This is a genomic window from Bdellovibrio sp., from assembly GCF_036384735.1.
Lineage (GTDB): Bacteria > Bdellovibrionota > Bdellovibrionia > Bdellovibrionales > Bdellovibrionaceae > Bdellovibrio.
The window spans coordinates 88,904-103,348 of record NZ_DASVLT010000007.1 but is presented as its reverse complement, the minus strand read 5'-3'; the positions used below and the strand labels follow the sequence as shown (position 1 = coordinate 103,348).

The window sequence follows — 14,445 nt, the reverse complement described above, 5'->3', positions numbered from 1 at the left end:
GAAAAGACCTTTTTAGATGAAAACAATTCGCGATTTTGAATCTCAATTCCTCTAAGATTTCAATATCGCAAGAAACAGCCCTGCATTGTCCGCTGTCGAAATCCTAGACAGCTCTGTTCCTCAAAACAACCCTCCAAATCATTTAAACAGTTCCCCTATATTTTGGTGAATGGCTGAGCTTTTGCTTTAAATCCCTCTGAATTAACAGAGGATTTATAAAATGGTCTCAAAACTGGTGATTTTGGCATTGATTCCTATTGTAGTTGCTTGGGTCGTAGCCAAGGCTTTGCGCAATAGCCTTCTTACAAAGCTTATGACCGAACAGCACAGAAGGCTTTCTGATGCCGGATGCTTTGACCCGACAGAGGCACTTCATGGAATCCTCTAATGCCCATGCATTAGAATCACGTCGAGAGTTAAAGACACGCCAAAAAGCATGGGCGCGGAGCTTCGCTCGCACTCTAGCTTCTGCCAATATCAGCCCGAACATCATTTCTACTTTCAGTGTTGTTTTTTCTATTGCAGCACTGTCAGCGTTTGCAATGGCTCATAGCTCGCAAAACTCTTTGATTTTAATTCTCGCTGCTGCGGGAATTCAGTTGCGCCTCCTGTGCAATATGATGGATGGAATGGTTGCCATTGAATTTAAAAAGAAAACGGCAACCGGCGATCTCTACAATGAAGTTCCAGACCGGATTGCTGATGCAATCATCATCTTAGGAGCAGGTCTTTATTGCCAAAGCCACGATCAGGGCATGAGCCTTGCGTGGGCAAATATTTTCTTGGCTACGATGACTGCTTATATTCGTACATTGGGTGCTTCTCTGGGACACGGTCACCGTTTCTTAGGGCCCATGGCAAAACAACATCGCATGGCTTCGCTCACTGCGGTGGCTCTGATTGAAGCATTTGTGAAATGTGATGCAATTTATATTGGTCTTTGGATTATGCTGGCTGGCCTGATAGTAACTGTTATTCGCCGTCTGACAGACCTCGCTCAATTCCTTAAGGAGACAAAATGAACTCATCATTATCGACTGCGCTCATTTCGATCTACTCCCTGCTGACGGTGCTCACTTCAGTCTTTGCCCTTGTTCGTTGGATTAAAGGACCAGGCAAATTAATTTCTGAATTGATCGAACGCACTCTATCTTGGTGGGCGATGATCACTGTGGCATCTATCTGTTTGTTCATGAACGATATCGTGGCTACTATCAGCTTGATGGTTCTTTCTATTTTTGCTTTTTGCGAAATCATTTCTAAATATGAGTTGGGAGCAGAACATCAAAAAGTTCTAAGAATCTGTTACATCTCAATTCCAATACAATATGCGTTGGCTTACTTTGACCAATACTCTTTATTTTTGACGTTCATTCCGGTTTTGATGTTCTTACTTCTAAGTCTTCGCAGCGTGGCCTCAGGGGCCACACAGAATATCAGCAGAGCCATGGGTGTTATTCACTGGTCATTGATGATGACCGTGTTCAGCTTCTCGCATATCGCTTTGCTTTATTCGCATCCATTGAAACTTGCCAATCAGGATCAAAAATATCATTTGATTCTATTCTTGTTCCTTGCGACCGAAATCAATGACGTTTTTCAATTCACTTGGGGAAAGCTTTTTGGCAAACATAAAATCTGCCCAGAGATTTCTCCGAAGAAAACGATGGAAGGCTTTATCGGCGGAGTCGTTTCAACAACGGCATTGTCTTATGCTTTGAATGGCTTTATTGGCATGACCGGCACACAATCAATGATCCTTGGCTTCTTGATTGCTACTACCGGGTTCTTTGGCGACATCACTTTCTCTGCTATCAAACGTGACTTAAATATTAAAGATCTTGGTAATTCAATCCCCGGCCACGGTGGTCTTTTGGACCGAGTAGACTCGTTGGCTTTGACGGCAATCGTATTCTTCTATGCCATCAAATTTATGTAATCATATTTTTTCAACGAACAAAAAGAAAACCCAGCATCTGCACTGATAGCTGGGTTTTTCTTTTTCTATAAACTTATTCGGCGTGTTTATTGATTCTTCTCTAGTTGGTTTCCTTGTGTAGAAACGGCGCAAGTTCTCTCTGCAATTCCTTAACAATCGCAGGGTTTCCAGCAACGATTGAATTTTTGTACGGAGTGTACTTGTCTCCACGATATGTTTGAACAATGCCACCCGCTTCTTCGACAAGCAGAATTCCCGCAGCGGCATCCCACGGTTGAATGTTGCGTTCCCAATAGCCATCGAAGACACCACGAGCAACTTGTGCAAGATCGTATGCGGCCGCTCCGGGACGACGAACACCGCGACACTTACGCACGATATTTTCAAAGACTTTCAATTGCTCAGAAATCACGTTTTCATGTTCGGCCACGAAACCCGTTGCCAGCAAAGCACTTTTCAATTCGGCTTCTTTACTGATACGCAGAGGGCGTCCATTTACGTAAGCTCCTTTTCCACGAATTGCCGTATAAGTTTCTTTCAACATTGGCACATCGATGACGGCCAACTGCATTTGCCCGTTCACTTCCAGGCCGAGACTTATGCAAAAGATTGGAAAACGATGAACGTAGTTTGTTGTTCCATCCAAAGGATCCAAAATCCAACGACCTTGCGGGCCCGCAGGAGTCTGGACTTTAGCCCCAGAGATATAAGCGGATTCTTCGCCAAGGAACTCTATCGCGGGAAAATTTTTCTTGAGATGCTCTGCAATGACTCGTTCTGATTCTTTGTCGGCCTCGCTGACCAAACCGGCTTGGATTTTTTCTTCGACGTGCTCTAAGTTGCCGAAATAATTGAGAAGGACTTCTCTGCCAAGGCTCACAGCCTTGATAGCTGTACCTAAGACCTGCTCCCAATTCATTGATTTTACGCTGTTTTCCACGCTTTCCTCCAAGGGATTAGCCGTCCAGATGATTGACCAAGAATGCGTGTTAACGCTAACATGGATCTAAGGCCAAAGGAAGGGCCCGAAACTTAAGCATTCAAGCGAGTTTAACCTTATGAGGATTCAAAAAATGGCTTCAAAGACAGATGTTGTCGTAAAACTAGTATTAGTTTTCTTTATTTCTTTGCTCTCGTTCTCGATCGGAACATTCGTAGGCAAAAAGTATAGTGACAACCAACATCAATTGTCTCAATTGGAACCTCAAAAAGGTGAAAAAGCAGAGCGCGAAGTGGCTTCAGTAAATAATGAAGAAGGCACTGCTGCGACTGGCGAGAAAAAAACCGGCGCAATGACTGATGCAGAGATCGCTAAACTTGCGGAAGAATTCGTAGCTGACGAAACGACTCCTGCCACTGAAGGCGGCAAAGAGGGTGAACACGGCACTGAAGTGAAAAACGAAGAGGGCCATGGCGCTGCTGAAACTGCAAAGACTGAAGCTAAAAATGAAAAAGCCGCTCCTGCGCACGAAGAAAATCACGGCGAAAAAGCTCAAATCACGGCGAAACACGAAGAGCCTTCTGCTGTAGCAAAAGAGATCGCTTCTGGTAAAACTCCTGCTGTCGCTGAACATAAAGCAACAGCGACTCATGAAGCCCGCGTCCCATCATCACTTCCTAAAGATGTTGCTGGTTACACTGTTGGCAAATTCACTGTACAAGTTGCTTCTTATGCCGATGAAGGTGAAGCTCAGAAATTGGCTTCTGATTTGAAAACCAAAGGCTATAGCGCATTCTATGTACCCGCGAATGTAAAAGGTAAGACTTGGTTCCGCGTAAGCGTTGGACAATTTGCTACGCCAAAAGAAGCTGCCTCTTACAGAGCAGAACTTTTGAGCAAAGCAAAAGTAAACTCTGCCATCGTTCAAAAAATCACAGAGTAATTCCTAACTCTGTCAGCTGACCTTTAAAACTCACTCATAAAGGTAACTCGATACCGATTCTAAGGACCCCACTGCCAGTGGGGTTCGGATCAAAATCTCCGGCGAAAAGACCGCGCCCTTCTAAAGCACCCACAACTGCAAAATCTTTGGTAAAGTAATAAGACGCCTCTGCTCCGACACTGACACCCGACATGATTCTTGTTCCGGTGTCGTCCGTGTGAGAGTCCCCCAGTACTGTTGTCTTCACTTGTTCTTTATAAGCTCCAACACCAAGGCCACCATACAAAGACCAATGAAATGATGTGCCTGTACCTCTTAAAAAGTGCCAGCGTCCCCATATCATCATCTCTTGATGAGTGCGATCGATGCTCGACGTCGTATTGCCTGACTGATCCTCGAACTGCCCGTACTCAACTAATCCGGAAACAATAGGTGTTTTGTAAGCAAACGAAAAATTCCAGAAATTACGAGCTCCATAGTCTTGTGAAGCACCTCGCTCGACACGAATGTCTTGGCCAACTGGATAAAGTTGCAAAAGAGGAGGTGGTTCTTCCGGCTGAGGCATTGGCATTCGTGTTTCTTGTGCGAATGCAGAAAGGGAAACAAACAGGCTGCACAATACAAAGATGGATTTCATGATTTACTCCGCAGGAACAAGTTTCCAAGAACCGTCTTGTTTACAAGTTTGTTTCTTGTCGGAACTTGAAATGGAATTGTTCATCACAGCCATCCAGTAATTGCATTCCTTTTCTTGAAGATCAGGAATTGCGCCAACAAAGCCTTGAACAAAATTTCCTGGATTATAGTAGCTGCCATCAGAGCTCTTCTCAACATCAGAGCGCAATGTCGCCAGCGACGCCAGCAACCACTTTGCTACTTGCCGACGTGCCGTCAGGGAATCCAGCCCTCGATTGCTTGCGATCAAATCCGCAAAGCCCTTCATTACTCGAGAATATTGAGTCCCCACCGTGTAAGCATAGCCCGTCAAATATTGAGTTTGGTTCAAATCGTAAGTCATATAAGTGCTCACAGAACGTTTTACTGACAGCTCTGTCGGCAACCAGTCCAGGCCGCGAGTTCCCGAAACACTTAAAGAGCGCGCTGACTTTTCTGAAGGTAAAGACGATGCGATGAAGTCCGGATTGCCGGTGTAAACCCAGCCCCAGAAATCCGCCATTCCTTCATTGATGCCACGAAGAAGAGTCTTTTGATAAGCAGCATGGATGTCGTCATCAGTCGCTATCAATTGTGGACGTGTCATGTCGACAATTCGATTGCTTTCTTTAGGCTCTGTTTTTGTTTCGCCGCTTTTTGAATCATCTTTGGTGTCGATCTCCTCAATGCCGGCATTTTTTAGGAAGAATTCGCGATCATGAACAGTTGCGTCTTCTGCCAAGCCCTTAAGTACAATTTTATAAAACAGTGAATGAAAATGTTCGTGAGCAAGAATGCCACCATTCACCGCAATTGGAAGATCCGCCTGCGTATAGGGAACGAACAACATCGAGTCTGTTTTGCCATCATAAAATGCGTTGTTGTCCATGCCTCCGGTGACACGAACTCCAACGCCGACATCACGGGGCCATTGATTGATGCCTTCAGCGCCCAGATCGACATCCATTTGCGCCAAACGTTGCATATGAGCATAGATCACGGTCATTTGTTGGGACAGATCATTCGCCGGAACATAGTTGCCATTGGTATTACGAATGAAGCGACCTTTCGGAGCAACTCCGTCTAAGTGGTTGTTCACGATACGTGGGCTGAAAAAGAAATGAACGAATTTGCCGGAAACTTCCTGCAAATTGTTAAGACCAAGAAGCTCGATAAATTGCAGTGAATAATGGGACGCCGCCTTGTCATCATTCATCGGTGCAAGAACTTTAACGTCGCCAGAAACATTGGCTGAGTCAGGATTCGACGAGCAGGCCGTCAGAGCTGCTACAACAGCAATCGCCGCTGTGATTCGACGGAGAGTTTGTTCGAAAAGGTGCTTCACAAAATCCTCTCTAAGCACTATAAACGGGAGGGCCCGCCAGGCTTCTGACAAAACGCGTTATATTTGTAGTCGAGCCAAGGCAAAATCACAATCAAAACTTCAGCGAAAACTGGGTCTTAGCAAACTTTGTCTAGTCCGCTAAAGTTTCGACAGTGGCTTCATAGAAAGGCCCATTTCAGGGCCAATCACAGGCGCAAGGAAATACAATGGATGTACTTGAATTTGTTACGAAAAACATGAACCCGCCGCAAAAAGACGCCATTGAGACCCTGCAAGGGCCCCTATTGATTCTCGCAGGCGCCGGCTCTGGAAAAACCCGCGTTTTAACCCATCGTATGGCGAACATTATTGGCCAAGGGGCCGCAGCTCCGGATGGCATCCTCTGCGTGACCTTCACCAATAAGGCTGCCAAAGAAATGGAGCACAGGATTTACAAAATCTTGGCCGACATGGGCGTAGTGATTCGGGAACAACTTTGGATCAATACATTCCATAGTTTCTGTGTGCGCGTGCTTCGTGCCCATATCACCTTGTTGGATTATAAGCCGTTCTTTAATATCTACGATTCTTCAGATCAGCTCAGCCAAATCAAAAAGGTCATGGCCGCGTTGGATATCAACGACAAAATGTATCCCGCAAAGAATTTCCAATCGCGTATTAGCAATGCCAAGATGCTGGGGCTGACTCCAGAAGCATTCGAAAAAAGCTCGAAACGTTTGATGGATCAAAAAACTGTCGAAGTGTACAAAGCTTATGAAGTTGAAATGAAACGCGCAAACTGCTTGGACTTCGACGACTTATTGATGAAAACCTACGAACTCTTCCGCATGTATCCGGATGTCTTGAAAATGTATCAAGAAAAATTCCAATACATCATGGTGGACGAGTATCAAGATACCAACCACATTCAGTATCTTCTTGTGCAAATGCTTGCGAAAGCTCACCGCAATTTGTGCGTGGTTGGTGACGAAGATCAATCGATCTACAGCTGGCGTGGAGCCGACATCAAAAATATCTTAGACTTCGAAAAAGACTTTCCCGAAGCCAAAGTTGTAAAGCTTGAAGAGAACTATCGCTCGACCGCGAACATCGTAAATGCCGCTACGGCCGTCATCAAAAACAACTCGCAAAGAAAAGATAAAACTCTTTTCACGTCGAATTCTGCTGGCGACCTTATTAACGTTCGCGAAGAGCGTAATGAATATGATGAAGCGAAGTTTGTTGCAAAGACCATTCAAACCATGATCAACGAGGGCGAAGGCTCTTACAATGATTACGCTGTTTTTTACCGTACCAATGCGCAATCCCGCGTTCTGGAAGAACAACTTCGTACATTGGCGATTCCGTATCGCCTTGTCGGCGGCGTTCGCTTCTATGAACGTATGGAGATCAAAGACATCTTGTCTTTCATGAAACTTGCAATCAATCCTGCTGACGATATCGCCTTGAAACGCATTATCAACGTTCCAGCTCGTGGCATTGGTAAAACGACAATCGATAAAATCGAAGAGTATTCTGCGCAAAGAGGTCTTACGATGTACATCGGTGCGCAAAAAGCCGTTGAAGAACGTCTTTTCAACGCTGGCACATCAGGCAAAATCCGACGTTTCCTGGATATGATGGACGAGCTGCAAGCGAATGCAACTTCATTCAAATTGACTGACTTCTATCACATCGTTTTGGATCGTACGGAATATCTCTTGTCTTTAAAGAAAGATGAATCTCCAGAAGCACAAGCTCGCATCGAAAACTTAGAAGAACTCGACAACGCCATCGCTCAATTTGCAAAAGAGCGTGGCGAAGAGGCCACTCTCACAAGCTTCCTTGAAGAGATGGCTTTAGTGAGCGACGTGGACTCTTTAGATCAAGAGCAAAACTCTGTGACATTGATGACGTTGCATATCTCTAAGGGTCTGGAATTTCCGTACGTATTCGTCGTCGGTGTTGAGGAAAATCTTTTCCCAAGCGGTCGCGCCTCAGAAAGCGAAAGCGAGACAGATCTTGAAGAGGAACGCCGTCTTGCTTACGTTGGCATGACTCGAGCTCGTCAAAAATTATGGCTGACGTATACAAAAATGCGTCGCGTGTGGGGACAAGAGCAATTCAATCCTCCGTCGCGATTTATTAAAGAAATTCCACAAGAGCTATTGTCCTTCAAGTCCGCTGCGGCTGAAGCGCCAAGATTCTTGTCTCGTTATGGCGACAGCGCTGGCCCTAATGACCACTATGAGTCCCGCTGGAGCAACTCTAGCTCGGGTCGCAACAAGCCACGCGCTGCTGATGACTTCGACGCGCAGTCATTCCCTGATGACGACGACGTATTTAGCTCTGGCGGTGGTAATGGCGGTTATTCAAAAGGCATGCGTGTTCGCCATCCTACATTTGGTGTGGGAACTGTTTACGCAACAGAAGGTGCCGGCGACAACTTGAAAGTCAGCGTGATGTTTACAGATAATACCGTGAAAAAGTTTGTTGTGAAATACGCTCGCTTAGAGCGCGTTTAAACTATTTAATCACAGTCACGTCAGACAGCATAGGTGCTAAATTCGTCTTTGGCACCCAATAATATCCATCTTCATTTTCCATCGGTGATGATTCATCGAATTCATCACCCCAGCTATTGCGTATCAGATATTCGCATTGTTGTGTCTTTGAATTGTATCGACGGCCTACGATAGAAGATGCATGTGAACCAGAAGCATCACTTCCCAAGACATCCGCATAGTAACCAATGCCAGCAATGGATTGATGATCTAATGCTTTATCAATTGTCGCAAAGGCATCGGCCCTGGTTTTATCGTCACTGACAAGGACGTCAGCAGTCTCGATGCCCTTCATTGAAATGCGCTTCCCACTGCAGTTCTTATCAGCAAGCTTGACCATCATATCACTGTAATCGCTATCGTAAGCGGTCTGCAAAATCTGAGGAATAGATAAGGCCGGAAATCTTGCGAAGCTCTGACGATAATTTCCAAACTGACACATTCCCGAATCTTTCTGCATCTGATATTTCAATCGCTGCAAATCGTCCAATGACGTTTTCAAGTTGCTCATATCGGTGTCGTCCGAGGGAAGATCCGCCTCTAAGCAAGCGCCTTTTTCTGCCTCATAATGAATAGCGGGGGACGTGAGCCCACCCTCACTGGTCGTCTCTAGAGCGAAATTATTTTTCCCGGTAATATTGCCCGAATTCATCCGTGCTTTAAGCTTGGCACTCAAGGTCCCAAGATCTTTTTGATTAAAATGATAGGCAATATCTAATGCAGAAATTCTTTTCTTCAGTTTATGTGAAATAAGATCGGCCGCAGTAAAGGCGTAACACCACCCCACTTCACCTTGATTGCGAATCGGACCTAAAGAGTCATCGCGGTTGTCTTTTTTGGTACATTGTTTCTTTCGAGCACTGTCATCTTGGGATTGTCTTAAAAGACCTCGAATGTTTTCATCTTGTCGACTGGGCCCAAGAATTTTTGTTAATCCTTCAAAGTCTTTTTCTTCGCCATCAAGTCGACGGTCTTTAAAATCGGATTTAATCATTGTGACAATGTCTTTCCGCCAGTCCACCAATTGACCTCTGATAAACAGGCGATCTACTGATGTATTGCCCAGGTCATTTACTTTTTGAGGGCAGTCACGAATCATTTGCCACAAGGCATTTCGAGCCCCACCATCACTCTTCTCTAAATTAGAAACAAAATCGGAAGGAGCCATCACACATGGCGATACAGTCGAAGCCGCCCGAGCACTGACAACGAACAAAATTGCTGAAAACATAAACATAAGACGCATTTTTTTAGAATATATGACAGATTCGACCAAGAACAGGCCGCACTCGACCTATTCTGCTTGATAAGCAAAATTACTGAAAAGAAATGCTCCATAAATGCACCGCTAAGAGATTGACTAGACCTTTGGAACCATAAAGAATTTTGGAGTCAAAACAAAGGAGTCACTGATGAACAAGTTGATCGTATCTTTAGCTGCTGTGGTGTTGTCTGTATCCGTAGCAAATGCAAAAACCAAATCTTCAAACACATACGTAGCCAAAGCTGCTCCAGCGGAAAGAAGTTATGCTTCTGAAAACTCATTCCTTGCTGGTGGCAATAACGAAAACGAATTCGAAACAATGATGACGAACGGTTTGTTCTCTTCTGAAAAAGTTTGTAAAGATTGCGATAGCGGTACAACTTTAGATATCGGCGCATCTTACTTGCACTATCTCAGAGATGGTTTCCAAGTAGGTGGTGAAGGTCGCCTTCGCCTTCTTTCTAAAGAAGTTTCTGGCACTGGTGGCAGCGAAACTCTGCTAGATCTAGCAGCTGTAGGCGCTTACAACTTCCAAAGTGATCTAAAGAATGCAATCTTTGTTAAAGCCGGTGTAGGTCTTTACTCTGTATTGAAAGACAGCCGTGATGGTTATGAAAACAAATTGGGCTTGTTCGTAGGCGCTGGTAAACGTTTCGCTCTTTGGAGCAACGTAAGTTACACTCCAGAGCTTCGTTTGGTTAAAAAAGGCGACATCGACATGGGTGTTGAGATCGCATTGTTGAACTTCTCTGTAATCTGGTAATCAGATCTATTTAGAAGCATCACAGCAAAAGGCTCCGCAAGGAGCCTTTTTTTATTTCAAAAGACTTTCATCTGAATTTTTCAAGCAAATTCACTAGGGACTTTGCTTCTCGCCTGCTAGGCTTTTTATATGACAACATTAAAAGCCATCGCCATTGTTTTAGCTCTTTCAATTTCTTCTTCTGTATTTGCCTCTGTACCAAAAGGTTTTTCGCAGGTTCGCGTCATGGACATTAAAGAAGACGACGTCACTTTCAACTACATGTCCAATGATGGCACGATTGATTTGAAATGCGCCCATGTTTACGACAAACCAGATGCGTGGGATTGGGACGTTTGGTGTGGAAAAGGCACGAACATGTTGCGCATGTTCCGGGTGCATTTCCTTCTTCGACAGTATGTCTCTAAAACCGCAAATAAAACTGCTTATGAAGTTTTGTATTGGGTTACCGATCGTGACGCTGATACAACCAAAATGTTTTCTTCTGCGACGAACTGGCTGCAGTTCAATGGCATGACAACTCCGGACATGTTGAGCTTCTCGCAAAGTGTAGAAAATGACTACGCTTCTTTGACGTTACAATTCCATCCATCTTCGTCTAAATAAATCTTTTCAGTTCTTGCGATGGATCTTGGCCACTAAAGGGGAAGGGGGGGGAATCCCTCGAACCCCATGCTACGAGCGGCACGTCGTCGTGACTCAGTTGCCGCCGCAGCTTTGCTGCGGTTCGCGCATCCATGCGCCGGCAAAGGCCGCTCTTCGATGGGATTCGAGGAGCCCCCCTTCCCTTTAGTAACGAAGTTGCCGCTTTGATCGATATTTTTTTAAAAGCCAAATAAGAAAATTCTGTGGCAGATCAAAAAACTTCTCATTTAAATTTCAAAGATCATTTGAATGCACTAGAAGCGGTTGGGAGTGGGGTATGCCCCTTAGCTAGGCGTTACCGAAGACGGCCTTTGTCGGCGCCACGATGGCGCGAACCCGACGAAGTCGGGCGACAACAGAGCCCGGATGGCGTGCCGTCGAAGCGTAATGCCTAGCTAAGGGGCATACCCCACTCCCAACCGCTTCCCTCGCATTAATTCTTCTTGGAATTTTTCAAATGAGTCCATTCGTCCTGATAAGCCCCGACGAATGGTTTTTTAATTTTCTCGGGCGCAGGACTGACATATTCGGCGTCAACACCGTCCCAGCCAGTGTAGTAACGAGTCAATCCCTCTTGTCCTGTTTGGAAATTAGGGACCAGATAAGTTTTGCCACCGCCATTTGGAATATCCAAAGACAAGTTTGGCATTGCAAGACCTGAAAGGTGACCCCACAACTCTTTTTGAATTTCCATGGAGTCTTCAACCGAAGTGCGCAGATGATCTGTCCCGATCGAAGGATCGCACTGGAACATGTAATAAGGCTTCACACGCAAGTAAAGCAAACGACGATTCAATGCCTGTACAAGCGCCGCGTGGTTGTTCACTCCGTTGAGAAGAACCATTTGGTTCATCACAGGGACGCCGTTATCAACTAACATTTCCAAAGCACTTGCAGCTTCTTCTGTTAATTCGTTTGGATGATTGAAATGTGACATCAAGAAAACAGGCTTGTGCTTTTTCAAAATCTTCACCAGATCTTCAGTGATACGCATAGGGCACACCACTGGCATGCGTGAACCAACACGAATAATTTCGACGTGATCGATTTTGCGAAGATCGCCAAGAACGCGATCAAGCTGAGCATCTCCTACTGTCAGCGGATCTCCGCCCGACAAGATGACTTCACGAATGCCCGTGTGACGTTTGATGTAAGCCAAAGCCTGTTCGTATTCTTCGTTGCGGATGAAGGCCTGCTCTTGTCCCGTGAAATGCTTGCGCGTGCAGAACCGGCAGTACACGCTGCAAATATCAGTGATCAAAAATAAAACGCGATCTGAATAGCGGTGAATCAAGCGAGGTGCCGCCTTATTTTTTTGTTCACCTAAAGGGTCCAGCATCTGCTGAGCGCCCTCTTCAATCTCATGTCGTTGAGGCATCAAAATCTGACGAATAGATTCACCGGGACCACCCGCAAGACTTGCGTAGTATGGCGTCGTACGAATGTTGAAAAGTTCTTTTCCCTCACTGAAAGCCGCGCGCTCGTCAGCGTTTAATTCAAAATGTTTTTCAAAGTCCGCCATCGTCTTCAATGAATGACGAAGCTGCCACGTCCAATTATTCCAATCGGCTTCGGCTATGTGTTCTGGTTTGGGACTCTTTGGGAAATGAAACTTCATCGAGGGAGTTATCGCTAATTCCCCCTCGAGAGGCAAGCCGGAAGGTGCCCAAAACGGTCGCTTTGGGACCTTATGATCATTTGCCCTTTAAAACTGCTAAGTTATTGAAATCTTTATCCGATCTAGATTTCTCAAAGAGGGGCACTAGAAGTTTAACAAGCTCCCCTCTGCCAAAAATTTTTCTCAACGTGAGAACTCTTAAATATTTCAGCAGTTTAAACCCCTTGGCCTCGTTCCTGTGATCTGGCCCGGCTCTCGCTCTACATCTGTGTAGATAAAAGGGTCTGGAAGACCTATTAACAGGAGGACTTTATGAAAACTTTCACGAACACCCAAAAACAATGGGCGATGGCATCGGCACTTCTGCTGGTGTTAGGTTTTAATGTCTCTTTCAATAGTCACACAGGTGGAGTTGCATCTTTAGAACTGGCTTCTGAAGACGGCGACGTTATTCCATCCAAAATCACAACATCTAATGGTGTTGCGAACGTAAAATACATTAAGACAGGTGATCACGAAGTCCTGGCTCTGGTTCCAAAAGTAACTGAAGGAAAAGGTTACTGCGAAGATTGCGGTTTCAATAAATACACTTTGAATGTGGCTTTCGATAAAAATGCAAAAGACATTGATGCATTGAATGTGGCTCTTCTTAAGAAGATCGACGAGCAAAAAACGATTGCTCCAATTGAAGCTAAACCATCTACAACTGTTTCTGCGGATGCAGATGTAAAACCAAAACCTAAAAAGCCATCTTTCACTGATAGAGTTTTGAAAAAATGCGGTGACGAGAAGAAAGACGTATCTGCGGATACACTTGAGTGCCGTGTAAATGAAATCTCTTCAATTCTTGACGATGAAAAGGTTGATCAAAAAGAAGTGACAGCATTCTATGCCAAGTACGTCCAACAATTCCTGGCAAAACAAATCGCTAGCGATGATCAAGATGCGAATCAAGCAGCACTAGATCAATTGACAGGTTTACAAGACAGTTTGACTCAAGTGACTGGCTGGAAAGAGCTTCGCACTAAAATCGGCCAAACATTGGCGAACTCAATCGGTTACGCCGGCAACACACTAAAAACATTCTACACAAATTATCAAACAGCTTTGAATGCGAAGGACTTAAATGCCTCTCAGTATTGGATGCAAATGTATCAAGCAGGTCAAAGCAATATCTTCAATGCGAAGAACAACTTCCAAAGAATCGAAACTGGCTGGGCAAATACATCTTTGCAACAACAGGCGATCAATTATGCTGACTTAAACAACGTGGTTTGGGCTTACACAACACCAGCGGATCAAATCTATGCACAAATCGTGGCTTCTCCGCAAACATTCACATACATCAACGGTCAAATCGTGACGACAGGTCCGGGCGCGAACGGCTCTGCGACACCAGGCACTTTGGTAAATCCAAATACTGCGACAGTTGTGCAATTGCCAGATGGAACTCTAGTAGCTCCTCGCTTGGCTGCGGGTCGCGGTGTGGTTGTGAAAAATCCGGTGGCAGTTTCACCTAACGGTGCAATCGTAAACAACGGAACGGTAACAACGGCTCCAACAGCAACTTCTAATCAATACACAATGGTTGGCAGCAGCTGCTACGACAATAACGCAAGAGCAGTAGTGAACTTATCAATGTGCTCTAGCGCGGTAACAACAACGGGAGTAACAATTCTTCCAATGGCTAACGCTGCAGCTCGCACAACAGGCCGTCAGTAATTTGATAAAGTTCCTTGAAAATGTTCGATCCTCCACGGACCCACGACGGGTCCGTTTTGCATTTCAGAA

General features: G+C 45.1%; 13 protein-coding genes. 8 read left to right on the top strand and 5 right to left on the bottom strand.

The genetic code is table 11. The features are described from left to right. The first annotated feature begins 220 nt into the window (after window positions 1-220). Genes VF412_RS01130 through VF412_RS01120 form a run of 3 tightly spaced genes read left to right on the top strand, consistent with a single transcriptional unit; the run spans window position 221 to window position 1,939 of the window. Entirely contained in the window at window positions 221-388 is a 168-nt protein-coding gene (locus tag VF412_RS01130) for a hypothetical protein (RefSeq protein WP_331337350.1), read from the top strand. Further along, window positions 375-1,022: a CDP-alcohol phosphatidyltransferase family protein gene (locus tag VF412_RS01125; RefSeq protein WP_331337349.1), complete on the top strand. Its 648-nt coding sequence runs from the start codon at window positions 375-377 to the stop codon at window positions 1,020-1,022. Before VF412_RS01130 ends, VF412_RS01125 begins: the two co-directional genes overlap by 14 nt. Beyond that, entirely contained in the window at window positions 1,019-1,939 is a 921-nt protein-coding gene (locus VF412_RS01120; protein ID WP_331337348.1) for a phosphatidate cytidylyltransferase, read from the top strand. The genes VF412_RS01125 and VF412_RS01120 overlap by 4 nt, the downstream gene beginning before the upstream one ends. A 100-nt stretch (window positions 1,940-2,039) precedes the next feature. Here VF412_RS01120 and VF412_RS01115 read toward each other — a convergent pair whose 3' ends face one another. Further along, window positions 2,040-2,879 (bottom strand): inositol monophosphatase family protein, encoded by an 840-nt coding sequence (locus tag VF412_RS01115; RefSeq protein ID WP_331337347.1) that lies wholly within the window; start codon window positions 2,877-2,879, stop codon window positions 2,040-2,042. Between the two features lie 133 nt (window positions 2,880-3,012). On the opposite strand from VF412_RS01115, the gene VF412_RS01110 reads away from it, so the two are divergent. Then, window positions 3,013-3,822, top strand: a complete 810-nt coding sequence (locus VF412_RS01110; protein ID WP_331337346.1) for an SPOR domain-containing protein — start codon at window positions 3,013-3,015, stop codon at window positions 3,820-3,822. A gap of 34 nt (window positions 3,823-3,856) precedes the next feature. Here VF412_RS01110 and VF412_RS01105 read toward each other — a convergent pair whose 3' ends face one another. Together VF412_RS01105 and VF412_RS01100 are read right to left on the bottom strand one after the other, a co-directional pair. Further along, window positions 3,857-4,459 (bottom strand): hypothetical protein, encoded by a 603-nt coding sequence (locus VF412_RS01105; protein ID WP_331337345.1) that lies wholly within the window; start codon window positions 4,457-4,459, stop codon window positions 3,857-3,859. Between the two features lie 3 nt (window positions 4,460-4,462). Beyond that, window positions 4,463-5,821: a hypothetical protein gene (locus VF412_RS01100; protein ID WP_331337344.1), complete on the bottom strand. Its 1,359-nt coding sequence runs from the start codon at window positions 5,819-5,821 to the stop codon at window positions 4,463-4,465. Window positions 5,822-6,027: 206 nt separating this feature from the next. On the opposite strand from VF412_RS01100, the gene VF412_RS01095 reads away from it, so the two are divergent. Further along, window positions 6,028-8,325: an ATP-dependent helicase gene (locus VF412_RS01095; protein WP_331337343.1), complete on the top strand. Its 2,298-nt coding sequence runs from the start codon at window positions 6,028-6,030 to the stop codon at window positions 8,323-8,325. A gap of 1 nt (window position 8,326) precedes the next feature. On the opposite strand, the gene VF412_RS01090 is transcribed toward VF412_RS01095, so the two are convergent. Next, window positions 8,327-9,595 (bottom strand): C1 family peptidase, encoded by a 1,269-nt coding sequence (locus VF412_RS01090; RefSeq protein ID WP_331337342.1) that lies wholly within the window; start codon window positions 9,593-9,595, stop codon window positions 8,327-8,329. 181 nt (window positions 9,596-9,776) lie between these two features. Between VF412_RS01090 and VF412_RS01085 the strand changes: the two genes are divergently transcribed. After that, a complete protein-coding gene (locus VF412_RS01085; RefSeq protein ID WP_331337341.1) occupies window positions 9,777-10,391 on the top strand; it encodes a hypothetical protein in 615 nt (204 codons plus the stop codon). A 129-nt stretch (window positions 10,392-10,520) separates the two neighbouring features. Further along, complete coding sequence (locus VF412_RS01080) at window positions 10,521-10,997, top strand: hypothetical protein (protein WP_331337340.1); 477 nt, start codon at window positions 10,521-10,523, stop codon at window positions 10,995-10,997. A gap of 472 nt (window positions 10,998-11,469) precedes the next feature. Here the strand turns inward: VF412_RS01080 and VF412_RS01075 are convergent, their stop codons facing one another. After that, window positions 11,470-12,654, bottom strand: a complete 1,185-nt coding sequence (locus VF412_RS01075) for a KamA family radical SAM protein (protein ID WP_331337339.1) — start codon at window positions 12,652-12,654, stop codon at window positions 11,470-11,472. A 312-nt stretch (window positions 12,655-12,966) separates the two neighbouring features. Between VF412_RS01075 and VF412_RS01070 the strand changes: the two genes are divergently transcribed. Further along, window positions 12,967-14,376: a hypothetical protein gene (locus tag VF412_RS01070; RefSeq protein WP_331337338.1), complete on the top strand. Its 1,410-nt coding sequence runs from the start codon at window positions 12,967-12,969 to the stop codon at window positions 14,374-14,376. Window positions 14,377-14,445 lie beyond the last annotated feature (69 nt).

Excerpts from the sequence above, each read along its gene's own strand:
- VF412_RS01130 (WP_331337350.1), top strand. The coding sequence starts at position 221 with ATGGTCTCAAAACTGGTGATTTTGGCATTGATTCCTATTGTAGTTGCT.
- VF412_RS01125 (WP_331337349.1), top strand. The coding sequence starts at position 375 with ATGGAATCCTCTAATGCCCATGCATTAGAATCACGTCGAGAGTTAAAG.
- VF412_RS01120 (WP_331337348.1), top strand. The coding sequence starts at position 1,019 with ATGAACTCATCATTATCGACTGCGCTCATTTCGATCTACTCCCTGCTG.
- VF412_RS01110 (WP_331337346.1), top strand. The coding sequence starts at position 3,013 with ATGGCTTCAAAGACAGATGTTGTCGTAAAACTAGTATTAGTTTTCTTT.
- VF412_RS01105 (WP_331337345.1), bottom strand. The coding sequence starts at position 4,459 with ATGAAATCCATCTTTGTATTGTGCAGCCTGTTTGTTTCCCTTTCTGCA.
- VF412_RS01095 (WP_331337343.1), top strand. The coding sequence starts at position 6,028 with ATGGATGTACTTGAATTTGTTACGAAAAACATGAACCCGCCGCAAAAA.
- VF412_RS01090 (WP_331337342.1), bottom strand. The coding sequence starts at position 9,595 with ATGTTTTCAGCAATTTTGTTCGTTGTCAGTGCTCGGGCGGCTTCGACT.
- VF412_RS01085 (WP_331337341.1), top strand. The coding sequence starts at position 9,777 with ATGAACAAGTTGATCGTATCTTTAGCTGCTGTGGTGTTGTCTGTATCC.
- VF412_RS01080 (WP_331337340.1), top strand. The coding sequence starts at position 10,521 with ATGACAACATTAAAAGCCATCGCCATTGTTTTAGCTCTTTCAATTTCT.
- VF412_RS01075 (WP_331337339.1), bottom strand. The coding sequence starts at position 12,654 with ATGAAGTTTCATTTCCCAAAGAGTCCCAAACCAGAACACATAGCCGAA.
- VF412_RS01070 (WP_331337338.1), top strand. The coding sequence starts at position 12,967 with ATGAAAACTTTCACGAACACCCAAAAACAATGGGCGATGGCATCGGCA.